The organism is Aureibaculum marinum, assembly GCF_003813905.1.
GTDB classification, from domain to species: Bacteria; Bacteroidota; Bacteroidia; order Flavobacteriales; family Flavobacteriaceae; genus Aureibaculum; species Aureibaculum marinum.
The window spans coordinates 428,026-454,533 of record NZ_RPFJ01000006.1 but is presented as its reverse complement, the minus strand read 5'-3'; the positions used below and the strand labels follow the sequence as shown (position 1 = coordinate 454,533).

General features: G+C 31.0%; 20 protein-coding genes. 11 read left to right on the top strand and 9 right to left on the bottom strand.

All coding sequences use genetic code 11. The features are described from left to right. The first annotated feature begins 22 nt into the window (after positions 1-22). From EGM88_RS06560 to EGM88_RS06545, 4 genes are all read left to right on the top strand, one after another. Positions 23-991: a CdaR family protein gene (locus tag EGM88_RS06560; protein ID WP_123897164.1), complete on the top strand. Its 969-nt coding sequence runs from the start codon at positions 23-25 to the stop codon at positions 989-991. Beyond that, positions 988-1,590, top strand: coding sequence for a dephospho-CoA kinase (gene coaE / locus EGM88_RS06555; RefSeq protein ID WP_123897163.1), 603 nt, complete (start codon positions 988-990; stop codon positions 1,588-1,590). The genes EGM88_RS06560 and coaE overlap by 4 nt, the downstream gene beginning before the upstream one ends. A gap of 118 nt (positions 1,591-1,708) precedes the next feature. Continuing rightward, entirely contained in the window at positions 1,709-3,241 is a 1,533-nt protein-coding gene (locus EGM88_RS06550) for a sensor histidine kinase (RefSeq protein ID WP_238988395.1), read from the top strand. Between the two features lie 11 nt (positions 3,242-3,252). Continuing rightward, positions 3,253-3,960: a response regulator transcription factor gene (locus tag EGM88_RS06545; protein WP_123897161.1), complete on the top strand. Its 708-nt coding sequence runs from the start codon at positions 3,253-3,255 to the stop codon at positions 3,958-3,960. Between the two features lie 61 nt (positions 3,961-4,021). Here EGM88_RS06545 and EGM88_RS06540 read toward each other — a convergent pair whose 3' ends face one another. The 4 genes from EGM88_RS06540 to EGM88_RS06525 all read right to left on the bottom strand — a co-directional run bounded on the left by EGM88_RS06540 (position 4,022) and on the right by EGM88_RS06525 (position 9,529). Then, a complete protein-coding gene (locus tag EGM88_RS06540; RefSeq protein WP_123897160.1) occupies positions 4,022-4,345 on the bottom strand; it encodes a hypothetical protein in 324 nt (107 codons plus the stop codon). A gap of 23 nt (positions 4,346-4,368) precedes the next feature. Beyond that, positions 4,369-5,331, bottom strand: coding sequence for a PorP/SprF family type IX secretion system membrane protein (locus tag EGM88_RS06535; RefSeq protein WP_123897159.1), 963 nt, complete (start codon positions 5,329-5,331; stop codon positions 4,369-4,371). A gap of 20 nt (positions 5,332-5,351) precedes the next feature. Continuing rightward, positions 5,352-8,636 (bottom strand): T9SS type B sorting domain-containing protein, encoded by a 3,285-nt coding sequence (locus EGM88_RS06530; protein WP_123897158.1) that lies wholly within the window; start codon positions 8,634-8,636, stop codon positions 5,352-5,354. Between the two features lie 149 nt (positions 8,637-8,785). Next, positions 8,786-9,529: a CDP-alcohol phosphatidyltransferase family protein gene (locus EGM88_RS06525; RefSeq protein WP_394336877.1), complete on the bottom strand. Its 744-nt coding sequence runs from the start codon at positions 9,527-9,529 to the stop codon at positions 8,786-8,788. A 164-nt stretch (positions 9,530-9,693) separates the two neighbouring features. On the opposite strand from EGM88_RS06525, the gene EGM88_RS06520 reads away from it, so the two are divergent. Next, the gene (locus EGM88_RS06520; RefSeq protein ID WP_123897156.1) at positions 9,694-11,550 is read left to right on the top strand and encodes a DNA topoisomerase IV subunit B; all 1,857 of its coding nucleotides are present in this window, start codon (positions 9,694-9,696) and stop codon (positions 11,548-11,550) included. Next, positions 11,550-14,132 carry a DNA gyrase/topoisomerase IV subunit A gene (locus tag EGM88_RS06515; protein WP_123897155.1) on the top strand — a complete coding sequence of 861 codons (2,583 nt, stop codon included), beginning with the start codon at positions 11,550-11,552 and terminating at the stop codon, positions 14,130-14,132. The genes EGM88_RS06520 and EGM88_RS06515 overlap by 1 nt, the downstream gene beginning before the upstream one ends. Positions 14,133-14,142: 10 nt before the next feature. Here the strand turns inward: EGM88_RS06515 and EGM88_RS06510 are convergent, their stop codons facing one another. Then, positions 14,143-14,706: a thioredoxin family protein gene (locus EGM88_RS06510; protein ID WP_123897154.1), complete on the bottom strand. Its 564-nt coding sequence runs from the start codon at positions 14,704-14,706 to the stop codon at positions 14,143-14,145. A gap of 68 nt (positions 14,707-14,774) precedes the next feature. Here EGM88_RS06510 and EGM88_RS06505 point away from each other — a divergent pair, with 68 nt between their 5' ends. From EGM88_RS06505 to EGM88_RS15755, 5 genes are all read left to right on the top strand, one after another. After that, a complete protein-coding gene (locus tag EGM88_RS06505; protein ID WP_123897153.1) occupies positions 14,775-15,113 on the top strand; it encodes a tRNA-binding protein in 339 nt (112 codons plus the stop codon). Position 15,114: 1 nt separating this feature from the next. Then, positions 15,115-18,030, top strand: a complete 2,916-nt coding sequence (locus EGM88_RS06500; RefSeq protein WP_123897152.1) for an FAD-binding and (Fe-S)-binding domain-containing protein — start codon at positions 15,115-15,117, stop codon at positions 18,028-18,030. Positions 18,031-18,118: 88 nt separating this feature from the next. Next, positions 18,119-21,247, top strand: a complete 3,129-nt coding sequence (locus EGM88_RS06495) for a SusC/RagA family TonB-linked outer membrane protein (RefSeq protein WP_123897151.1) — start codon at positions 18,119-18,121, stop codon at positions 21,245-21,247. Positions 21,248-21,257: 10 nt separating this feature from the next. After that, on the top strand, positions 21,258-22,754 hold the full coding sequence (locus EGM88_RS06490; protein ID WP_203229436.1) for a RagB/SusD family nutrient uptake outer membrane protein: 1,497 nt from the start codon (positions 21,258-21,260) through the stop codon (positions 22,752-22,754). A 104-nt stretch (positions 22,755-22,858) separates the two neighbouring features. Continuing rightward, on the top strand, positions 22,859-23,026 hold the full coding sequence (locus EGM88_RS15755) for a hypothetical protein (protein WP_162497550.1): 168 nt from the start codon (positions 22,859-22,861) through the stop codon (positions 23,024-23,026). 5 nt (positions 23,027-23,031) lie between these two features. Here the strand turns inward: EGM88_RS15755 and EGM88_RS06485 are convergent, their stop codons facing one another. The 4 genes from EGM88_RS06485 to dapB all read right to left on the bottom strand — a co-directional run bounded on the left by EGM88_RS06485 (position 23,032) and on the right by dapB (position 26,456). Further along, complete coding sequence (locus tag EGM88_RS06485; RefSeq protein WP_123897149.1) at positions 23,032-23,352, bottom strand: DUF6122 family protein; 321 nt, start codon at positions 23,350-23,352, stop codon at positions 23,032-23,034. After that, positions 23,343-23,960: a WbqC family protein gene (locus EGM88_RS06480; protein WP_123897148.1), complete on the bottom strand. Its 618-nt coding sequence runs from the start codon at positions 23,958-23,960 to the stop codon at positions 23,343-23,345. Before EGM88_RS06480 ends, EGM88_RS06485 begins: the two co-directional genes overlap by 10 nt. A gap of 141 nt (positions 23,961-24,101) precedes the next feature. Further along, the gene (gene lepB, locus EGM88_RS06475; RefSeq protein WP_123897147.1) at positions 24,102-25,664 is read right to left on the bottom strand and encodes a signal peptidase I; all 1,563 of its coding nucleotides are present in this window, start codon (positions 25,662-25,664) and stop codon (positions 24,102-24,104) included. An 87-nt stretch (positions 25,665-25,751) separates the two neighbouring features. Beyond that, positions 25,752-26,456 (bottom strand): 4-hydroxy-tetrahydrodipicolinate reductase, encoded by a 705-nt coding sequence (gene dapB, locus EGM88_RS06470; RefSeq protein WP_123897146.1) that lies wholly within the window; start codon positions 26,454-26,456, stop codon positions 25,752-25,754. Positions 26,457-26,508 lie beyond the last annotated feature (52 nt).

Here is a 26,508-nt window from a genome sequence, read left to right as displayed (position 1 = left end):
TTTTGTTTATATTTAAAGGTTTATGGCAGTAAAAGAGAACAAAACCCCAATAAAAATTAAAAACGCAAAAAAAACCAAAATGATTTTGGGTTTCTTAATATTGTCATTTTTATTTTGGATATTAATAAAGCTGTCTAAAGAATATATAGATGTTATACCCGTTAAGGTAGATTATTATAATTTACCTGAAGGCAAAATGCTTCAAAAAGAGCCACAAAAAGAAGTCTTTTTAACAATAAAAACTTATGGTTTTGACTTGATTAAATATCATTTCTTTAAAAGAAACGTAAAGGTAGATTTAAAATCAATAAAACCAAAAAGTAAGCATATTTATTACCAAACATCTCAAGAGTTAATGACAGAAATTAAAAGTCAATTGCTATCAGATGTTGAAGTTTTTTCAGTAAAACCAGACACTCTTTTTTATAACATAGGCCAAAGCACCACAAAAACAGTAAAGATTGAACCAAATATACACATTGCATATCAATCTGGTTATAATTTATTTGGAGATTTAAAAATAGAACCTAGTGAAATTACCATCTCAGGCCCCGAAATTTTAATAGACTCAATAAAAAAAATAACTACTACTAAAACAGAGTTAAAAAATGTAAATTCTAATTTTGAGGTAATGGCTCCACTACTACAATTGGCTTCAAATTCAAAAGTGAGATATTCTGCCGATAAAATTAAAATTAGTGGTGTTGTAGAAAAATTTACGGAAGCCAAATTTTCCATACCTATTACAATAGAGAATTTACCAAAACAATTTAATATTACCACGTTTCCTGAACAAGTTGAAATAATTTTTCAAGTAAGTATTTCTGATTATAACAAAATCAATAAAAACGATTTTAAAATAAGTTGTGATTATGAACGGTCTGTAAAGGATGATTTAAATTATTTAATTCCAAAAGTAGTATTAAAACCATCATACATAACCAATATTAGAATAGTACCCAACCAAATTGATTATTTAATAAAGCAATGATAAAAGTAGGATTAACAGGTGGTATTGGTAGCGGAAAAAGCACAGTAGCTAACTTTTTTAAAGAACATGGAGTTCCTGTATATTTTGCAGATATAGAAGCAAAAAAACTCATGGAAACCTCATCGAGAATAAAAAATAAATTGATAGAGGCCTTTGGAGATCAAACCTACACAAACAACACATTAAACAGAGCCTATTTGGCTAAAGTTATATTTAATAATAAAAAAAAGTTAGCCATTATCAACAGCATCGTTCATCCAGAAGTTGACAAACATTTTGCCAATTGGGTAAAACAACAAAATACACCATATTGTATCCAAGAAAATGCAATAATTTTTGAAAATAAAAAAGCTGCTAATTTCGATTATATCATTTCAGTTACTGCCCCTTTAGAAACTAGAATTAATAGAGTTATTAGTAGAGATGGTGCTACCAAAGAGCAAGTTCTAGCAAGAATTAACAATCAGTGGAATGAAACTAAAAAAAATGAATTGGCTGATTTTGTCATAGTAAACGAACAACTTTCAGCGACTAAAAACCAAGTAAAAAAAATTCACAACACGTTATTAAATTTTGCCAAAAAAAGCAACTTTTCTTAAATTACTGTTAAATATATTTACATTTAGTTAATCTTAGTTAAATCAATCCTAAAAGTAAAATAGTTAAGTTAATTTTGTTAAAATGAGTAAACGGGTATTTGTACTCCTAATTATATTAATGAGTATTGCTTTAATAGGTATTATTGCAGTACAAATTTATTGGATAAACAGTTCTATAAACATACGTGAAAAACAATTTACGAATGATGTTAAATTTGCATTGGCAAAAGTTTCTGATAATATCCAAAAAAGGGAGGTAAGTGATTATTTTAAAGAATACAAAACGCTAATTGATAGTGCCTCAAGATCTGGAGAACTTATTAAAAAAGAATTTGTATTTCAACAAATTGATACTGCAAAAAATCAAGTTTATTCATTTAGAAAAAGTATATTAGAAAATGATTTTAAATCTTCTATACCTCTTTTCGATAACGATTCTTTGACATTCAAATCTTTTTATGGTGAAAAGGAAGAAAAAATTACCAAGTTAGAAGATTTTAAATTAAGTGATGTAGACGAACAAACACCCGAAGAACGAATATACGAAGTAGGAAGAATGATGAAGTTAGAATCAGTAGTGTTCGAAGATATTTTTAATGATTTAGCACCGCGAAAACCTATTTATGATAGGGTGAGTTCAAATGAAATAAAATTAAATCTAGAAAACGAATTAAGAGACAGAGGGGTTGATACTAAATTTGAGTTTGGTGTTTATGGAGATGGGTTAGCGACTAAAGTGAAATCAAATAAATTTAAAAATATAGAAGGCAAAAGTTATGGTGTTCCTTTATTTATTGATAATAATGGAAATAGTGATTATGAATTAAGAGTAGCTTTCCCTTCCAAAGATGAATATATATTAAGTTCAATTACTAGTATTTTAATATTGGCAGCTGTTTTTATTTTGGTAATTATTTTTGCCTTTGGAAGTGCCCTTTATCAATTGATAAAACAAAAACAAATTTCGGAAATAAAAACCGATTTTATAAATAACATGACACACGAGTTTAAAACACCTATTGCTACAATTAATTTAGCATTAGATGCCATTAAAAACCCGAAAATAATTAATGATACAGAAAAGGTGTTGCGTTATTCTGAAATGATTCGCCAAGAGAATAAAAGAATGCATGGGCAAGTTGAAAATGTATTGCGAATTTCACGATTGGAAAAAAATCAATTGGATATAACGAAAGGAGTTAATGATTTACACGACATAATAGAAGATTCAATTACTCACGTTGAGTTAATTATTAAAAACAAAGGTGGTTATATTAATTTGCATTTAGAAGCATTACAAAGTGAAGTAATGGTTAATAAATTTCATTTTACCAATGTAATTACAAACATATTAGACAATGCAATAAAATATACTAATGAACCTCCTAAAATTGATATATATACTGAAAATGCAGGTAATTATATCATTTTACATGTTAAAGATCAAGGAATTGGAATGAATAAAAACGTTCAAAAACACGTTTTTGATAAGTTTTATAGAGAACAAAAAGTAAATATACACGATGTAAAAGGCCATGGATTAGGCTTGTCTTATGTAAAAAAAATAGTAGAACACCACCACGGTAATGTTTATGTAGAAAGTGAAAAGGGAAAAGGAAGCACTTTTACAATAAAATTACCCTTAATTTAATTTTAAATATTATGGCAAATAAAAAAATATTATTAGTAGAAGATGATCCAAATTTTGGAACTGTGCTAAAAGATTATCTAATGTTAAATGATTATTCCGTTTCTCATGCAAAAGATGGTCTAGAAGGGTTAATTATGTTTAAAAATGAAGAATTTGATCTTTGTATTTTAGATGTAATGATGCCAAGAAAAGATGGTTTTTCATTAGCAAAAGACATTAGAGCCACCAACACCGATGTGCCTATTGTTTTTTTAACAGCAAAAACCATGAAAGAGGACGTTTTAAAAGGGTATGAATCTGGTGCTGATGACTATTTAAATAAACCTTTTGATTCTGAAGTATTACTTCATAAAATAAAGGCTATATTACAGCGTAAAGAAATTGACATGAGTACCGATGATGAAAAGCATGAATTTCAAATTGGTAAATTTTTCTTAAACTCAAAATTAAGACATTTATCTTTTGATGGTGGCGAACCTCGTAAATTATCACCTAAAGAAAATAAATTATTAAAAATGTTAGCAATCCATTTAAATGACTTAATGCCAAGAGAGTTGGCTTTAACAAAAATTTGGAGAGACGACAACTATTTTACTTCTAGAAGTATGGATGTTTATATTGCTAAATTACGTAAATACTTAAAGCCAGACCCTAATGTGGAAATTATTAACATTCATGGTGAAGGTTTTAGACTTATAGTTGGTGAAGACAATAATTAAGAATAAAAAAAAGACTATCAATTAATTGATAGTCTTTTTTTTTATTTTGGATTTTATAAAATCAAGTTTCATCTGATTCAATCCCCAAAACTTTTCCTTTCTCACTTACTAATAATACATAAGGAAAATTTTTACGTTCTATTTTAAATCTATATACCTTATCTGATTTTGTATTTGTAGACCTTAATTTATAACTTACATCTTTAGATATTGTATAGCCTGAATAGTTTTTCAATGTTTCTTTAACACTATCAGGTACTTCAAGCATTTGAACTTTATACACTTTATCATCATCTTGTTTATCTGATGTAGATTGAGCATAGCTATTGCACAGACCAAAATATCCTAAACAAAATAATACGGCAATAATTTTTATATTTTTCATTTTTTTGATTTTTTTTAATTCTATTATTTTCTTGAACTCCAGCTTGTATTAAACCTACCGGCATCAAAATCGTAACCTAACACTATTAATGGCGTTCCGTAAGAACCTAGTTCTACAGATTCATTAATATTAAATTGATACCCCAAACCAAGGTACATTTTATCTTTTTTCAATCCTAATAAAGGAGAAATAGATAATGGTTTAAAGCTTTGATCATTTAAGAATCTTGAATTAATACCTGCCCAGTAATAACCATCGTCGGTTAATTTTCTAGCCTTAAAGTTAATATCAGAAACAGAGCGACCATCAGCTTCAAAATATTTAAAGAATAAAGAAGGCTCATACTCATACTCATCATTGTCACTCAAAAATGTATAGCCAGTATACAAGTAATAAGTTCTTAACTTAACAGGCTCTGTATTCGCAAATATTTTAGTGGTCTTATTTAAAAGATTTGAAGCATTAAGTCCTATAAAATAATTCTTCACCCTATACAATCCTCCTACTTCAAAGTTATGATTTGCAGTAGACTGGCTAGCTCCTACACTTGGATCATTATGTCCTGTACCGGTACCATCATCAAAATTACCTGTATCAATTTTAAAATGGTTGAATTTATAAGATAGTCCAAATGAAAGATACTCATCATTTCTTTCTGAAATAACAATATGATATGCATAAGACAACTGAGCTCCCATTTGTTTCGTGTTACCATTTCTATCGTTATACAAAATAACACCAACACCTGCATTTTCACTTATTCTAGTATCGTAAGACAATTGTTGAGTTAATGGTGCATCTTTTATTCCTATCCATTGAGCTACTCCACTTAATCGCAATTTATGTACATCATCAATACCTGCATAAGCTGGAGAAATAACAAAGGTATTTTCAACTAAATACTGCGAATATGGAGATAATTTTAACTCTTGTGAATTTGCCATTAATGTAAAGGCAAATAATGCTATATAAATATATTTTTTCATTGGGTTAACTAGTTTTAATGTTATCTATATAAGGTAAAGTTGCCTTTAAACTCTCTTTTGTCATTTGGTGCATTAAGCTTAATTAGATACCAATAATCTCCTGATGGCAACAATTTACCTTTATAAACACCATCCCAAGAATGTTGAGTTCCTTGATAACTAACAATTAATCGTTGATACCTATCAAATATTTTTACCGTGATATCTGGATAAATTTCTATATTTCTAGGATACCAAGTATCGTTAATACCATTACCATCTGGCGTAAAGAAATTTGGAATTTCTATATCCTTTACTTCAATTATTTCAGAAACAATACATCCTTTATTATCTTTTACATAGAATGTATAAAAGCCAGCTCCACTTACAGAAAATGTATTTAAACTTCCAAAATCACTATCATTAACTTCAGGAGAAGTAAATTTATCTGTATTTTTAAGCATTGCATATTGATATTCTGGTTCGCCATTTCTTGCATTGACAACATATTCTACTAATGAATCTGTGTTTTCAATATCAAAACTTACAGGAGTATAAGCTTCTACATAAACTGTTACTGGCTCGTCAGTACATCCTGTAGTAGTATTTCTTACCCTTACAGTATGTTCACCATTTGAAACATCTTCAAATATATTAGAAGATTGATAAGGGCCTCCGTCTAAACTATATTCTACTTCGTTTTGATACTCTGTTGCAACATTTGCAATAATCTGATTTTCTGACCCTTCACATTTAAAACCAGCATCTGCTGTAAATTCTAAATATGTCAATTGATTTAAACTTACAGATTCTGTAGTTTCACAAGTATTTACACCTTTTACTTTTCTAATAATAATTTGATAATCACCACTTGATAGTCCAGTAAAAGATGATGAAGATTGGAATGTATTACCTCCATCAATACTATAAGACAATGTATTACCTGCTGTATTTTGACTTACATTAATAGTAATTGATCCGTCACTACCTCCATAACATAAAACATCTTGTTTTTCTACTGTATATTCTATTTCTTCGTCGAAATCAATATTAGCTACTGTCGTTGTTGTACAACCATTAGCATCCTTTACAGTAATTGTATGATTTCCTTCTGTTGTTACTTCAAAAATGTTTGATTCTTGATAACTAGCACCGTTATTAATACTATACTGATATGGTGGCGTACCTCCGGTTCCAGTTACTTCAATTCTTCCACTCAAAGCATTCCCATTACAAGGCATAATATTGTCTAAAACACTATTACTTGCCTCTAATAAAGTTGGCTCCGCTATGGTAAATTCTTGTACATCAAAACAACCATCTGCATTTGTAACCCTTGCCGAATAGGTTCCTATATCTAATCCTGTAAAATCATATGATTTATCAGCTGTTGGTCCATACGTAGCAATTACGCTACCTCCTTTTGATAATTCATAGGTAAAACTGTTAGAATTATCATCAATAGTTATATTTACTTTTCCATCTGCACTATCTTTACACAAAGCATCTGAGGGTGTAAAAGTAACATCTAAACCAAGTACAGTTATAGTTCTTGTAGTAACCGTACATCCTGTTTTTGTTTGAGTTACTGTATAAACGCCAGGTCCATCAACAACAATTTCTTTACCTGTACCTAAATCATTACCATTTTGATCAACCCATTCATATAAGTTATAACCATCATGGCCTGAAATTGTTAAATTATTATTACAATATTGCTCAGTACTATCAAATTGACAAGAGCTAGTGTCTACATATAAATCCATAGACCCTTCTGTAGGTAAACCACAACCATTAATACCAATTAATCCTGGCTGATCAGATACATTTTCTCCTGATGTAACTCCTCCATACGAAGAACTAATTGTATTTTGTAATAAATTAGTACAAGCATCAGTATAATCGAAACAGTCATTTGAGGCTGTAACTTTATATCTAATATTATAAGATTCAATATTTTTTAACACAAGAGAATCATCTATAGTAAATGTTATTTGTCTGTTGGCAGCATTATACGAATAGTTAATTAAGCCTGGTGCTAAAGGTGTACCAAATTCATCTAAAAATTCAAATGTTGTATCATCTAATGTTACATTTAATGGTAGTGTATTTGTTACTACAACATCTTTAGCATCATCAGTACCAATATTTCTAAAATTAATATTATACCATACCGTAGCTCCTAAAGGAACAGGTGAGTTATAAGTAATTGGATTGTTTGAATCGTCTTCAACACTTGTCAAAACTTGTAAAATAGGCTCAATAATATTGATTGAGAACGTATTTAAAAAAGTAAAAATATGATCTCCTCCTGCAGTATTGGTAACACGTACAGTGGCTCCTGTTTCTCCATTACCTATTAATGAATTTCCTGTGTTTAATGGGGTAAAGTCTAATATTTTTTGATCCCATCCTAAAGTATTAGTACTATTTAAGTTTCTATCACTAACAATAACACCATCGTGAGTTATATTACTACTGAAAAAATTGTTCACATCATTTGCATCATCATATAACGGTGTAAAACTGGCATTACCATCAGCTTTAAATTGCATTTGATCACCATACAAACCTAAATCACCTTCTAATGCAGCAACACCAACTTTACCTTCAACAGGTCCAGATGGCGGCGTTGTAAATCCTGAATAACTAAAATCTACCGTTCTATAAGCTCCATTTCTAACCGCTGACATACCATCAAAAGTACTGATGTACTTTCTAGGTTCAGAAGGATCTTCATATACAATTACTAAAGACCATCCTGCAGAACTGTTTCTCCCTACGTTTGTACTTATATCTGCCACATAATAATCACCGTTAGGGTTTGTATTAGAAGCTACTATACTGGTAACATCTTTATAAAAAACTAAATCTAAATCTTCTCTTTTAGAAGCGTCCGCAATATCAGCGGTTATCACCTGATAACTTCCTCCTGGTATTTTAAATTTAACTTCATTGGGTGCTGGAGATGAAGGTGCACTTACTGCTCCCCAGTATAAACCAGCATAAACAACACGATTACATGATCCTGTTGTAAAGTTTGCACTACTCGAGTTAAAAGTAGAAGGATCATTATCAATATCAACAAAAACCATATCAATGTCATTGTTACGGTCTGTACCATTGTACGGCATATCACTGGTTTCTCCTAAAATAGAATTTCCAATGATAGTTAACTCACCATTAATCCCCGAAGTTTCATATCTCTTTTCAAAAGGAATAGTTGTTTGTGCTTTAACAAACAACGGAATAAATAATAGTGCTAATAAAAGTAAAAGTGTTATGTAAATAAAATTACACTTTTGTGTAGTCTGAGTTGATTTCATAAATACAAATGTTTAGCGATTGCATGATTTAAACGATTTGTTTTACGAATTATTATATACAACTCTAATGCTTATAGGTTATATAATCAAATATAAAATTATAAATATCTGTTTGAAAAGATGTTGTAAAAAATTAGAGAGCACAAAAATTACATTTTTTGTACTGAATTTTTAAGAATCGATAACATTATATACATTAAAATAATAATAGGAATTGACACAAATTTAAAACTAATGATTAAGACTAAACTAATTAGCAAAAATACAAGTTCTATACTATTATTTTTTAAAGAAAAATTCTTAAATTTTAATGAAAAAAGCGGCAACTCAACATTCATTAAATAACTAAAAAACAACGTAATACCAATCAAAAAATACGAATTTGATATTAAATTAATTATAGATACAATATTACTAAATGCTAAAATTATTGGCAAGCTAAGCACAAATAATGCCATTGCTGGTGTTGGCAATCCGATAAATGAAGTAGTTTGACGTTTATCTAAATTGAACTTCGCCAATCGATACGCAGCAGCTAAAGTTAGTAAAAGCCCTATAAAAGGTACTAATTGAATGGTTTTAAACTTAAAACCAACCCAAGTCATCATGGTTGCACTATCAAAAAAAGAAGCCTCAAAAGAATTTTGATTCACAGACCTTAATAATAACTGAAACATAACAATACCTGGCACTACTCCACTTGTAACCACATCTGCTAACGAGTCTAATTGCAAACCTAATTCACTTTGAACTTTTAACAATCTAGCTACTAGCCCGTCAAAAAAATCAAAAAAGATACCTAATAGTACAAAAATAGCTGCAGTTACCAAATCGTTATTTGCAGCAAACATCACTGCAATTACACCTGATAACAAATTTAATAATGTAATAATATTCGGAATCTGTTTTTTAATACTAGTTGATTTTTAAGTGTAAAGCAAATTTAAAGAAATTAATAACAAACCAATAACTATGTTAATAAAATGTACCAATACTTTTTTATATTTTATCTTGTTTTGTTATTTTAGCAATCACACAAAAAATCACACATCATTTAATGTCAGAACAAACCAAATATACCGAAGATAATATTAGATCGTTGGACTGGAAAGAGCATATTCGTATGCGTCCAGGAATGTATATTGGAAAACTAGGTGATGGTTCGTCACCAGATGATGGTATATACATTCTTATAAAAGAAGTTATTGACAACTCTATTGATGAGTATGTAATGGGAGCCGGTAAAACCATAGAAATCTCTGTTAGAGATAAAACTGTAACTGTAAGAGATTATGGACGAGGTATTCCTCTTGGTAAAGTAGTTGATGTTGTTTCTAAAATGAATACAGGAGGAAAATATGATTCCAGAGCATTTAAAAAATCAGTAGGACTAAATGGAGTGGGTACAAAAGCTGTAAATGCTCTTTCTTCTCAGTTTAGAGTACAATCTGTAAGAGATAGTAAAACAAAAATTGCAGAATTTGAAAAAGGAAATTTAGTTAATGAAAGTGAAATTCAAGACTCTTCATTAAGAAAAGGTACTAAAGTTAGTTTTACTCCAGACGATAGTATTTTTATAAATTACAAGTATCGTAACGAGTATATTATAAGAATGATTAAGAATTATGTTTACCTCAATCCAGGGTTAACTATAATTTTTAATGGTGAAAAATATTTTTCTGAAAATGGATTAAAAGATTTATTGGAGGAAAACATCTCTGAAGAGGATATGGTCTACCCTATTATTCACCTCAAAGAAGACGATATTGAAATTGCATTAACTCATAGTAAATCTCAATATAGTGAAGAGTTTTATTCTTTTGTAAATGGACAACACACAACCCAAGGAGGTACACATCAAAATGCATTTAGAGAAGCTTTAGTAAAAACAGTAAGAGACTTTTTTGGAAAGAATTATGACGCATCAGATATAAGAAAATCTGTAGTTTCCGCTATAAGTGTAAAAGTAATGGAACCCGTTTTTGAAAGTCAAACTAAAACGAAATTGGGTTCAACTGAAATGGGTGGTAAATTACCAACTGTACGTACATTTATTCTTGACTTTGTTAAACGAAATCTCGATAATTATTTACATAAAAATCCTGATTCCGCTGAACAAATGCAGAAGAAAATCCTTCAAGCTGAACGCGAACGTAAGGATTTATCAGGTATTAGAAAATTAGCTAGAGACAGAGCTAAAAAAGCCAATTTACATAACAAAAAACTACGTGATTGCCGTGTTCATTTAGGAGACATGAAAAAAGACAATCGCTTAGACAGCACTCTGTTTATCACAGAGGGTGATTCTGCAAGTGGGTCTATTACCAAATCTAGAAATGTAAATACACAAGCAGTATTTAGTTTACGTGGAAAACCATTAAATTCATTTGGCATGAGCAAAAAAATTGTTTATGAAAATGAAGAATTTAACTTACTCCAAGCTGCATTGAATATTGAAGATGGTATTGAAAATTTACGCTATAACAATATTGTAATTGCTACAGATGCCGATGTTGATGGAATGCACATTAGACTTTTACTAATTACGTTTTTCTTACAGTTTTTTCCTGAATTAATAAAAGAGGGACATTTATATATTTTAGATACACCACTATTTAGAGTAAGAGATAAAAAACAAACTTTTTATTGCTATTCAGAATCAGAAAAACAAGATGCTATTGAAAAGTTAAGAGGAAAAGCTGAAATTACTAGATTTAAGGGGTTAGGAGAAATTTCACCAAATGAGTTTGCTAACTTTATTGGAGATAGTATTCGATTAGATCCAGTAATGCTAGATAAAGAGATGTCTATAGAACAATTATTAACTTTTTACATGGGTAAAAATACTCCCGATCGGCAAAAATTTATCATTAATAACTTAAAAGTTGAACTTGATTTAGTTGAGGAATTATAATGCAAGAAGAAAACCAACCCAAGAATAATTCAGAAAATCATTCAGAAGAGACCATCACCAAAGTAACTGGTATGTATAAAGACTGGTTTTTGGATTATGCCTCTTATGTAATTTTAGAACGAGCCGTACCTGCTATTGTTGATGGTTTAAAACCTGTACAGCGTCGCATCATGCAATCTATGAAAGATTTAGACGATGGGCGTTATAACAAAGTAGCTAATTTAGTAGGTCATACCATGCAATACCACCCACATGGGGATGCTAGTATAGCAGATGCTATGGTTCAACTTGGTCAAAAAGAACTTCTTATTGACATGCAAGGTAACTGGGGTAACATCCTTACAGGAGACAGTGCTGCTGCATCACGTTATATAGAAGCGAGATTATCTAAATTTGCCTTAGAAGTTGTTTTTAATCCTAAAACTACAGTTTGGCAATCTTCTTATGATGGAAGAAGAAAAGAACCTATTAATTTACCGGTAAAATTTCCTCTACTCTTAGCTCAAGGAGCTGAAGGTATTGCTGTAGGACTTTCTACTAAAATATTACCTCATAACTTTAATGAACTTATTGATGCTTCTATAAAACATTTAAAAGGAAAAAGTTTTAAGTTAATTCCCGATTTTTTAACTGGAGGAATTGCCGATGTTACCAATTATAATGATGGCAAACGCGGAGGAAAAGTTCGAATTCGAGCAAAAATTACTCAGTTAGATAAAAATACACTGGTTATCAACGAAGTACCTTACGGAACCACAACTTCTTCTTTAATAGATTCTATATTAAAAGCAAACGACAAAGGAAAAATAAAAATTAAGAAAATTGAGGATAATACCGCTGCAGAAGTTGAAATTTTAGTACACTTACCAAATGGCGTTTCTCCAGATAAAACCATTGATGCTTTATATGCTTTTACTTACTGCGAACAATCCATTTCTCCACTTTGTTGTGTTATTGAAGACAATAAACCAATTTTTGTAGGTGTAAGTGAGGTTTTACGTAAATCTACAGACCATACAGTAGCTTTATTAAAACAAGAACTTGAAATTGAACTTGGCGAATTAGAAGAACAATGGCATTTTGCTTCTTTAGAGCGAATTTTTATTGAAAACAGAATCTATCGTGACATTGAAGAAGAAGAAACTTGGGAAGGGGTAATTACAGCTATTGACAAAGGCTTAAAACCACACATAAAACACCTTAAAAGAGCTGTTACTGAAAACGATATAATTCGTTTAACCGAAATAAGAATTAAAAAAATATCAAAATTTGATATAGACAAAGCCAAACAATATATTGAAAGCTTAGAAGATAAAATTGCACAAGTAAAACATTATCTTGCCAATTTAATTGAATTTGCTATCGATTATTTTAAAAATTTAAAAGATAAATACGGAAAAGGAAAAGAAAGAAAAACAGAAATTAGAATTTTCGAAGACATTGTTGCTACTAAAGTAGCAATGAAAAATGCAAAACTATATGTCAATCGTAAAGAAGGATTTTTCGGAACCTCACTTCGCAAAGACGAGTTTGTTACAGATTGTTCTGATATTGATGACATTATTGTCTTTTTAGAAGACGGTAGAATGATTGTCTCTAAGATAGACTCCAAAACATTTGTCGGAAAAAATATTATTCATATTGCTGTTTTCAAGAAAAAAGACAAACGGACCATTTATAATATGATATATCGTGATGGTAAAGCTGGTTCAACCTTTATGAAACGCTTTGCGGTTACCAGTATTACACGTGATAAAGAATACGATTTAACCGCTGGTAATAAAAACTCTAAAGTTTTATACTTTTCAGCAAACCCTAATGGTGAAGCTGAAGTAGTTATGGTTTATTTGCGAGCTATTGGCAGTATTAAAAAATTAAAATTTGAAATTGATTTTGCTGATTTAGCAATAAAAGGACGTGGTAGTAAAGGAAATACTGTAACAAAACATGCTGTTAAAAAAATTGAACTAAAAGAAAAGGGTATCAGCACATTAAAACCACGTAAAATATGGTTTGATGACACCGTTCAACGATTAAATGTTGAAAACAGAGGGGAATTATTAGGTGAATTTACAGCTGAAGATCGCTTATTAATAATCACACAGTCGGGTACTATAAAAACAATTATTCCTGATCTCTCTACTCATTTTGAAGAAGACATGATTGTTTTGGAAAAATGGATTCCTAACAAACCTATTTCCGCCATTCATTATGACGGAGAAAAAGAACGTTATTATGTCAAACGATTTATGATTGACAACCCTAACAAAGAAGAAGTTTTTATCTCAGACCATCCAAAATCACAATTAGAAATTGTAGCTACTGATTATAGACCTATCGCTGAAGTTGTTTTCTCAAAACGCTCTTTAGAAAATGAGATTGTAAACTTTGAAGAATTTATTGCAATAAAAGGTATCAAAGCAACTGGAAATCAACTCACTACCGAAAAAATAAAACAAGTAAACTTATTAGACCCACTGCCCTATGAAGACCCTGAAGTAAATTCAGTTGATGTAATTGATGAAGACGATGTAAGTAGTAAAAATAATGATGATGATGAAGGTCAAATAACCCTGTTTTAAAAAGGAAAATTTAAGTAGTACTTTTCCATTTTATATTACATCCAATACTAGGTTTTTGAGTCTTAGTATTTTTTGTGCCTTGCAATAAACAATCAAGAGCATTACGTAAGTCATTTCCCGTAACCTCTATACCATTTCCAGGCCTTGAATCATCTAATTGCCCTCGGTATACCAATTTTAAATCTTTATCAAAAACATAGATATCAGGTGTACAAGCCGCATCATAAGCTTTTGCCACCTCTTGTGTTTCATCATATAAATAAGGAAAAGGATAATCTAAATCTTCTGCAACCTTTTTCATTAAATGAGGTGCATCTTGAGGATAGTTTTCAACATCATTGGAAGAGATTGCTACAAACGAAATTTTAGTTTTGCTATATTCATTTGCTATTCTTACCAATTCATTATTAACATGAATCACAAACGGACAATGGTTACAGATAAATAAAATTACCGTTCCAACATCTCCTTTCAAATCATCTAATGATAAAACTTTATCATCTAAAGCATTTCTTAAATTAAAATTAGGATCTTTAGTTCCTAAAGGAATCATATTTGAAGGTGTTCTCGCCATTTTTTTAGATTATATTTGTAATTTTACATTAAGAAAATTCCACAACAAAAGATAAAATTACAAAAAATATGTCAGACATTATTTCTTTTGAAGATTTCACGAAAGTGGACATAAGAACAGGTACTGTTATTGAAGTAAATGACTTTCCAAAAGCAAAAAAACCAGCATACCAATTAACTATTGACTTTGGTAAATTAGGGATAAAAAAATCTAGTGCACAGATAACCAAATTGTATTCTAAAGAAGACTTACTAAATAAACAAATAATAGCCATTATTAATTTTAAACCTAAACAAATAGCAAATTTTCTAAGCGAGTGCCTGGTCTTAGGAATTGAAAATAGTAAAGGAGAGGTAGTTCTTCTAAAATCAGCTTCAAAAACAATTAACGGAACACAGATAAATTAATATGCCCTCAACACTTCAACCTAACTTAATACAATTGTCAAATAAATTAAAAGGCCAACTTTATTTTGACAATCTATATAAAAGCATTTACGCCACCGATGCTTCTGTTTATAGAAAAATACCGTTGGCTGTTGCTTTTCCAAAAAACATAAACGATTTAAAAATTTTAATAGATTTTGCTCAACAACATAAAATTACATTAATACCTCGAACAGCTGGAACTTCTCTAGCAGGACAATGTGTAGGTGATGGTATTGTCGTTGATGTTTCAAAACATTTTACAAAAATTTTGTCTTTTGATGAAAAGGCTAAAACAGTTACAGTTCAACCTGGAGTGGTAAGGGATGAATTAAATCGGTATTTAAAACCTTACGGATTATTTTTTGGGCCAAACACCTCAACCAGCAATCGATGTATGATTGGCGGTATGGTTGGTAATAATTCTTCCGGAACTACATCTATTCAATATGGTGTAACCAGAGATAAAGTAATTAAGTTAGAAACCTTACTGTCAGATGGTTCTGAGACTGTATTTAAACCTTTAAATAAAGATGAATTCTATAAAAAATGTAAAGGAGATAGTCTAGAAAACAAAATTTACAAAACTATTTTTGACGAATTATCCAACCAAGAAAATCAACAAGAAATTTTAAAGGAATTCCCCAAAGTTTCTATACATAGAAGAAATACAGGATACGCCGTTGACGAATTATTAAAAACCAATGTATTTTCAGAGTCCGAAGAACAAATTAATATTGCCAAATTACTTTGCGGAAGTGAAGGAACGTTAGCATTTACTACATCAGTTACTTTACAATTAGACAATCTACCACCAACACAAAGTGTTGTGGTTGCTGCCCATTTCAATAGCATTCAAGAGAGTTTAGAAGCTACTGTAGTTGCCATGAAACATAATTTACACACATGTGAATTAATGGACAAAACCATACTTGATTGCACAAAAAATAACCGAGAACAAATAAAAAATAGATATTTTGTAGAAGGTGACCCTAAAGCCATCTTACTATTAGAAATCAAAGCAACCACAGATAAAGAAACTGATAAATTAGCAGACTTATTAATTGACGATTTAAAAAAACATAATTTTGGCTATGCATATCCAAAATTATTTAATGAAGAAAGCGAAAAAACAGCAGAACTTCGTAAAGCTGGCTTAGGCTTATTAGGTAATATTGTTGGAGACAATAAAGCTGTAGCTTGTATTGAAGATACCGCTGTAGATTTAGAGGATTTACCCGCTTATATAAAAGAGTTTAGTGCGATGATGGATAGTTACAAGCAACAAGCTGTATACTATGCTCACGCTGGTGCAGGCGAATTACACCTCCGCCCTATTCTTAATTTAAAAAAGAAAGAAGATGTTTCTCTATTTAAAACTATAACCACAGAAACCGCCAAACTCGTAAAAAAATATAATGGTTCTTTTAGTGGTGAACATGGTGACGGCATTGTTAGAGGAGCATTTGTGCCATTTATGATAGGCAATAAAAACTATGAGCTTCTTAAGCGAATCAAATATACATTTGACCCTAATACTATTTTTAATAAAGGAAAAATAGTAGATGCTTTTCCGATGGACGAATCTTTTCGTTATGAAATAGATAGAAAAGAGCCTGAAATTTCGACTATTATGGACTTTTCAGATTCTCAAGGAATTTTAAAAGCTGCTGAAAAATGTAATGGTTCTGGTGATTGTAGGAAAACTACTAATGCTGGAGGAGCAATGTGTCCAAGTTATAGAGCTTCTTTAAATGAAAAAGATACTACACGAGCAAGAGCCAATGCTTTACGAGAATTTTTAACCAATTCAGAATCTAATAATAAATTCAATCACGAAGAACTAAAAACAGTTTTTGATTTATGCCTTAGCTGTAAGGCATGTGCAAGTGAATGCCCAAGTAACGTTGATGTTGCAAGTTTTAAGGCTGAATTTCTATACCAATATCAAAAAATAAACAAACCATCTTTTAGAACTAAAATGTTTGCTAATAATACTAAATACAGTAAACTAGGTAGCGTTTTTCCTCCCCTTACTAATGCAATTTTAAACACTTCTATTTCTAAAAAAATAATGGGTATTGCTAAAGAACGTAGCGTGCCAAAAATAGCCCATACCACTTTAAAAAAATGGATTAAAAATAATCAATCCGAAATCACCCCCAAGTCTTTAAAAGGTGAACTAACTCTATTTTGTGATGAGTTTACTAATTTTTATGATGTTCAAGTTGGTATAGACACTATTCACTTACTTACAAAGTTAGGCTATAAGATAAACTTTATAGAACATGAAGAAAGTGGTAGAAGTCATATTTCTAAAGGCTTTTTAGACGAAGCAAAAATTTTAGCTACTAAAAATGTTGCTATTTTTAAAAGCAACATCAATAAAGACAATCCACTTGTAGGGATAGAACCTTCAGCAATTTTATCTTTTAGGGATGAATATTTACGTTTAGCTGATGATAAAGAAGCCGCAAAATCCCTAGCTACTCATGTTTATACCATTGAAGAGTTTATTAATAATGAAATTTTAGTTGGAAATATTCACACATCTCAATTTACTTCTAATAAAAAAGAAATAAAAATTCATGGGCATTGTCATCAAAAATCATTATCCACTATTTCGGCAACTTTTACAATGCTAAATCTTCCTGAAAATTATAATGTTACCATTATCAATTCAGGATGTTGTGGCATGGCTGGTTCTTTTGGATACGAAAAAGAACATTATGATCTCAGTATGCAAGTAGGTGAACAATCTCTATTTTCAAAAATTAGAAAATTTGACCCTAAAACTGAAATTTCAGCTGCCGGAACTAGTTGCAGACATCAAATATACGATGGCACTAAAAAGGTTGCTTTACATCCAGTTCAAATACTAAAACAAGCTCTTATATAAGACTTTACTAGTGTCAATTTTTCTTAAAAAATTTGTTTAATTGGTTTTTAATTGACATTTTAGCATTCTAATCCAAATAATATATAAGATGAAAAACAAACTACATTTCATGTTATCACTAATTTTAGTGTTAGCAGTGCAACTTACGTATGCACAAAAAAAGACCGTAACAGGTACGGTTACGGACGATTCAGGTCCTTTACCGGGAGTGAGTATTCTTATTAAAGGTACATCAATGGGTACCGAAACTGATTTTGATGGAAACTATTCCATTCAAGTCAACACTGGTGACATACTCGTATTTAGTTTTGTGGGTATGGCAACACAAGAAAAAACTGTTGGTTCTTCAAACACAATTGATGTAGTGTTAACTGCAGACAATTTACTTGATGAGGTAATGGTAGTTGCTTATGGAACAACTAAAAAGAGTGATTTTACCGGATCAGCAGCACAAATTAATAGCGACGATTTAGCTAAAATCACAATGTCAAATCCAACTAGTGCAATTGAAGGTTCTGCTGCTGGGGTTACTGCTACATTTGGAAGTGGTCAACCTGGTTCTGGGCAAAATATTCGTATTAGAGGTTTTGGGTCATTTTCTGCTAGTAGTTCTCCTTTGTATGTTGTTGACGGTGTCCCTTTTACAGGATCAATTAATTCGATTAACCCAAACGACATCGAAAGCCTTACCATTTTAAAAGATGCTTCTTCTACCGCACTATATGGTAATAAAGCAGCTAATGGTGTTGTAATGATTACTACAAAAAAAGGAAAAAACAGAAAGGGTGAATTCTCTTTAAATGTATCTGCTAGTATTGTTGATCGTTCAATTCCTGAATATGATAGATTAGGACCAGATCAATATTATGAAATCATGTGGGAAGCATTGCGTAATGGAGAGGCAATACCTGGTATTGACGACCCTGCAGATGTAACTGCAGCTAATTTATATGCTACCAATAACATCTATGATGAATTGAAAAATAATCCATACAATGTACCTAATGACCAAATAGTAGGTATAGATGGTAAAATCAACCCTAGTGCTAGCTTGTTGTATCCTGATGATTTAGATTGGGAAGATGCAATTACTAGAAAAGGATTTCGTCAAAATTATGATATGAGTTATCAAGGAGGTACTGAAAAAAGTGACTTTTATGCGTCATTAGGGTACTTAAAAGAAGAAGGTTATATCTTAAACTCAGATTTTGAAAGAATTTCTGGACGTGTTAACGTAAATCACCAAGCAACAAAATGGTTAAAAACTGGATTAAATGTTGGTATTTCAAATTCAGCTGGTAACCAAGCACAAGCTACATCTGCTCAAACTTCTTCATTTGTAAACCCTATACGTTTTACAAGAGGAATTGGACCAATTTATAACATACACAAACATGACGCGTCGGGTAATTATATTTTAGACGATAATGGGAATAAAATATATGATTTAGATGCTAAAAGAGCTAGTGGTGCTAGTGACGGTAGACATATAGCTGCCGAAATAGATTTTAATGAAGATTTGGATGAAATCACCTCAATTAATGCAAAATCTTATGTTGACATAACATTGACGGATGGATTGGTTTTTACAGTTAATGCTAGTTTTGACCAACGCCATTATTACAATACAGATTTCGAAAATAAATATGTAGGTGACGGAGCTCCTGGTGGTAGAGCTGGTCGCACATATGAACGAAGAACTGCTGTTGGTTTTAATCAATTGTTAAACTACAGCAAAACTTTTAATGACAAGCATAATTTTAAAGCTTTATTAGCTCACGAATCTCTTGATTATAAAATTGATTATTTAGATGGTTCTCGTCAACAACAAATTGTTGATGGAAACTCAGAGTTAATCAATTTTGTAACTACGTTAAGTTTAACCTCTATATTAGATACAAGAACTGATGAAAGTTATTTTGGACGTTTAAATTACGATTATGATGGAAAATATTTTTTAAGTGCATCATATAGACAAGATGGTTCTTCAAAATTTTCAAAAGATACCAGATGGGGTGATTTTTGGTCAATAGGTGCAGCATGGCGTCTTGATCAAGAAAGCTTTATACAAGATTTAGATTGGATAAATGCTTTAAAACTTCGTGCTTCTTATGGAGAATTAGGTAATAATTCAGGTATTAGTTTTTATGCCTACCAAGGATTGTACGATTTAGGTTATAACAACCAGTCAGAACCTGGAATATTACAAGCAGGCTTAGCTGCATCTAACTTACAATGGGAGGCTAGTGAAAGCTCTGATGTTGCCCTTGAATTTCGTTTATTTGACAATAGGCTTGATGGTGTTATAGAATATTACAACAGAAATTCTGACAATCTATTATTTGATGTACCATTACCTCTTTCTAGTGGTAGCACATCGATTCCTCAAAATATCGGATCTATGTATAACAGAGGTATTGAAGTTAGTTTAAATTACGATGTAATAAAAACAGAAAACTTTAACTGGAACTTTGGAATAAATGCTACTACCATAAAAAATGAGTTTACCAAATTACCTCAAGAAGAAATTATTAATGGTTCAAAAAAATTAATGGTTGGTAGATCTATTTACGACTATTGGTTAAGAGATTGGTATGGAGTTGACCCTGCTGATGGAGAAATTTTATATGTTGCTGAGGAGGGAGCTTCAGGCTCTTCTGTTAGAGAAATAGACGGAATGACCTTAACTACAGATGATGCTCAAGCAAGATATCACTATGCTGGTACTGCAATACCTGATTTAATGGGTTCAATTAACAATAACCTTTCTTATAAAGCTTTTAATTTATCATTTTTATTAACCTATCAAATAGGTGGTGAAATATTAGATAGCAATTATCAAGGTCTTATGAGCTCTGGAACTTACGGCTCTGCATTAAGTGTTGATATTTTGGATAGATGGCAACAACCTGGAGACATTACTGATGTACCTAGAATGGATCCTAGCAACACTACAGATTTTAATGCCACCTCAGATAGATGGCTAACCGATGCTTCATATCTGAATTTAAAACGTGCTAATTTATCTTACAATTTACCTGAAAGTGTACTTAGTAGTATTGGCGTATCAAATGCATTAATTTATGTTAGTGGAGAAAATTTATTTTCTGTAAATGCAAGAAAAGGATTGACTATACAACAAAATTTTAACGGTACCGTAAATAATGTTTATACGCCATCAAGAATTGTAAGTATCGGTTTAAATGTTAAATTTTAAAATGAAAAAAATGAAAAAAATATTTATAATTTTTATCGGAATACTTGCCACAAACGTTTTGTTTACAGCTTGTGACAAAGACTTTTTAGAAACATCTCCTACAGATCAGATTGGAGCAGATGTTGTTACAGCAACTACAGACAACGCTATGGCCGCTTTAAACGGAATACATAGAGCCTTATATATACGATATGGTAGCCAAGGCCGTGGAGGTGCAGGACATTTTAATATGCATATGTCTGAAATGGGAGAAGACCACGTTTTCAATTCTAGTACCTGGACAACTGCTTTAAGATGGATTTTAACTGATTCTCCAACTAACTCATATAATACGGCTCATTGGGCTATGTTTTATGAATGGATTGCAAATGCCAACATTTTAATAGCTGGTATTGATGATGCCGTTGGAGAACAAGATGATAAAGATAATATAAAAGGACAGGCTTTATTATACAGAGCATATTGTCACTTTATGTTAGTTCAAACTTGGGCTGGACGTTATGTAAAAGGACAAAACAACGATCAGTTAGGTGTACCATTAAAAACAGAACCTTCTACAGAACCTATAGCACGTTCTACAGTAGAAGAAGTTTATACACAAATAAACAAAGATATTGATGATGCTATTGTTTTATTAGAAGGTAAGTCACGTCCAAATAAATCTCACCTTAATCAAAGCATTGCTAAAGGACTAAAAGCTAGAGTTGCTCTTGTACAAGGAAATTGGGATATCGCAGCCCAATATGCTGTTGAAGCCAGAGATGGGTATGATTTAATGGATCAAGAAACTTATAAAAAAGGGTTCTCTACTTCTTTAGATCAAAATAGTGAATTTATGTGGGCCAGTCATATTGTAGAAGATCAAACAAATTATTTTGGAAATTTAGGAGCTTATATTTCTAGAAACTATAGTTCTTCTTCAATACGAGCAAACCCTAGATCTATTAACAAACCTTTGTATGACATGATACCTGAAACTGATGTACGTAAGATATTATGGTCAGAAGATGGTGAACATGCAGATTTACCTGATGGTTATGAAATTTCATCTAATCATAGTAGATATCCATATACAAATCAAAAATTTCTTGCTGAAAGTACATCAGTAAGTTTAATGGATGTACCAATGATGCGTGCGGCAGAAATGTATTTAATAGAAGCTGAAGCCTTAGCCAGAGATGGTCAAGATGGTTTAGCTGCACAAGTTCTATTTGATTTAGTATCTACCAGAGATGATAACTATGTGTTATCTACTAACACTGGGCAAGATTTAATTGATGAAATTATGATACAACGTAGAATAGAATTATGGGGAGAAGGATTCCGTTGGTTAGATCTAAAACGATTAGCATTACCTTTAAACAGAGAAGAACCTGGTTCTAACCATACTTCAAGTCGAGTTGGAGGTGTATTGCGTGTAGAGCCTGATGATAACAGATGGGTATGGTTAATTCCTCAAGATGAAATGGATGCAAACCCTTTAATGGAACAAAACCCATCAAATTAAACTGTATTAATTTTTATTTAAATAGTCAAAACTCCGAAGTAATGCTTCGGAGTTTTGTTTATTATAATAATTTGTACTATCTTAAATACACAAAAACAAATAAAATGGACAAAAATAAAGTTATATCTATAGTCTCAATTTTATTAATAGTACTTGGAATTTCCATGATATATATTGGCAGTTTTTATGGTCCAAAAGTAATGCTACCACCAATTATTACAGGTGTTGGCTTTTTCTTAATTTCATGGGTACTGAAAGTGCTAAAAGAATAGGTAAGTTATAGCCAGAGACAGTCCAGAGTATCTGTAATTAAGTGAAATAGTAAACCAACAGCTATAATTCTAGTTTTTTTAATAAATAGTATTATTACATAAATAAAAGCTGCAAAATAACTATGTAATGGGTGAAAATTAATACTACACCTATTCGCATCAAAAATTGGAGTTGCTAAAAGGTGATCTAAATCTATAAACATAGTTAAAATCATGATACCCCATGCTCTTTTCCATACTTTAGGAAATAAAAAATAAGCTAAAACTCCTGGAAAGACAAAATGTAAACTATAATGAATTAGACTTCTTATAACTTCTATTTCCATTCTACTTTCTGAGCTTCTAAATAATTAATAGCATTGGGACCTTCCATAAATAATAAATCTAAAATACTTAAGTTTTGGATATACCCATATTTATCGGAAAATACTTGGTAGTATTTAGATAAATTAAAGTCTTGTTTTGATTTTGCATTAGCTAAGAAACGGAAATCCGAACCTTCAGGATAATCTAGATGAAATTCGGTTGTTTTAGTAATTTGAATTTCCATTGGTAAATTATCAATAATAAACTGCTGAGTATCCAGGTTTAAGTCTAGCAAATATTTATGTTTTTTTAATAATAATGCAATCAATTCATCCTCATAAAACTCATAAAAGGGTGAAGATTTATAGGCTGAAGCCATAGATTTTATATGCTGTTGATGCCAATTTACACTATGGTCAAGCAGCACATCTTTAGTTTTTTGCTTGCTGTTGGCTTGCAATATAGGTACATTAAGCAATTGACGTCCGTTAGCTCCATAAATATAGCATCTTGTTCTATAGGTCTGCTTTTGATAATTATCTTCAACCTCAAAAAAAGCTTCATTTTTATGAGCCATAGCCACAAAATGAATTATTGGAGAAAAGTATGTAGGATAAAGAAGTAGCAAAGGTTTTATTCAGTGTTATTATTCTAATTACCGTTATTGTTTTATGACAATAATCTTACTAAATGTTATAAATAAGTACCCATAAATAACTAACTCAATCAAATAGATCTCAACCAATTTTAAAACTAAATAACTATGATATTATTTTTTCCTTTTTTTTCTAAAATAATCAAAAACAAAGAAAAGTACTACCAAGCCAACAAACCATTTAAAATAGGAAACTGGTTTTCCATTACCTCCAACTGTGGTAAAGAAACGTTCCCATCGAGGACTAGAGCCTTCCCAGCTCATCCAAATTAGCACAGGCTTTCCTACAACATGATCAAAAGGTACATATCCCCACGCACGTGCATCTAAAGAGTTTTGACGATTATCACCCATCATCCAATAATAATCTTGCTTAAAAGTGTAGTTATCTGCATCTTTTCCATTGATTAGAACTTCATCTCCATTAATAATTAAATTATTACCTTCATACTCTCTTATTATTCTTTTATAAAAAGGAATACTTTCTTTAGTTAATTTAACTGATTCACCTTTTTTAGGTATATAAATTGGACCAAAATTATCGATATTCCAACCTAGAGATGGTACATGAGGAAAAACACCTCCATCTCTACCTTTAGGCTGTATAGATTTTGTAACACTTTTTACAACAGGATTTTTAGCAATTAATGCAGCTTCTTCATCTGTTAAGGTTAAATGATAATTACCATCTTGAAGCCTCCCTCCTTCTCTAACATTATATCTGCCACTTAAAGCTGCCTGACTAATTGCTTGTCCGCCCGTATTTACAAAGAAGTTATACTGTATTTTAGCCCTATCATTATATGTTGTACGTTCTCCGTTTATATAGATATAACCATCTCTTATTTCTAATGTATCTCCAGGAATAGCGACACACCTTTTTACTAAATTTGTTTTTTTATCTATAGGTTTATAATAATTTCTATCAGGATAAAAATCATTCATATCCAGCAATGTATCTGCTGGTTGATTAAATACCACAATATCATTCCTTTTTATTTTCTGAAAACCAGGCAACCTCATGTATGGTAATTGCAACTTATTTTTCCAAGAAGTTTCTTTCTTCTCAATACGATCATCAAATAAATAAGATTTATTATTGGTAAAAGGAATGGTATCATGAACCATAGGCAGAGCTATAGGGGTCATAGGCACTCTAGCTCCATAATGAAACTTACTTACAAAAAGAAAATCACCAACTAATAACGTTTTTTCTAATGAAGAAGAAGGAATGGTGTAAGGTTGCATTACATATGTATGCACCAAGGTTGCCGCAATGATAGCAAAAATGATAGAACTTATCCACTCTCCTGCAGAAGATCTAGGTCTCAAACTTCTATTTTCTATATAGTCAACATCTGCAACGTAGTTGACATAAAATATATAGAATCCCAAAGTAATAATCACCAAAATAGTATCTATTCTAGAATTTTTACCAAAACTTCTAATGGTTTCCACCCATACAACTGGAAACATTAACATGTTAACCACAGGAATAAATAGTAAAATTACCCACCACCATGGACGGTTAATAATTTTCATCAAGACAATTGCATTATAAACAGGAACTGCTGCTTCCCATGCTTGTCGTCCTGCTTTTACATATAATTTCCAAGTTCCTAAAAAATGTATTACTTGAATAATCAAGAAAAATATAAACCATTCTGTAAATGTCATCTTAATTCTATTATTTATTCTTATTTAAATTAACCAAAACTATTAATAATCTAATTTACTAAAATTAAATCAGTCAGAAATTACAATTTATTTCAAACCCAAAACATCTTTCATTGTAAAAACTCCTTTTTTGTCTTTAAGCCATTCAGCTGCTATAACCGCTCCTAATGCAAATCCGTCTCTGTTTTTAGCGGTATGACTTATTTCAATTTCATCAATAGAAGATGTATATGAAACAACGTGTGTTCCTGGCACATTTTCTATCCGTTTTGATACTATTGGTATGGTGTGTTCATCTTCTGTTACACCTAAACTCCATTTTTCTTTTGTCGTTTGTTCAATTATGCCTTCAGCTAATGTGATTGCCGTTCCGCTTGGAGCATCTAATTTTTGAGTATGATGAGTTTCTTCTAAACTAATAGTGTAATCATTAAAATCTTTCATCAACTTAGCCAACTGGGTATTTAATTCAAAAAATAAGTTAACCCCTAAACTGTAATTAGAAGCATAAATAAAAGCTCCATTATGCTTTTCACAATTCTTTACTGCCTTACCAAAATCTTTTAGCCAACCTGTTGTTCCTGAAACAATTGGAATGTTTTTACTAAAGCATAAATTAATGTTGCTAAAGGCAACAGAAGGAACACTAAAATCAATAGCCACGTCTACTTCTGACAGCTCATAATCTTTAGAATCTACATCTATTTTAGCTACAATGGTATGTCCTCTTTCTAATGCTATTCTTTCAATGGTTTTGCCCATTTTACCGTATCCGAATAATGCTATTTTCATTTGTAATAATTAGTTAACAATCTTCTATTTTTCTATTCTTTTTAAACCTATC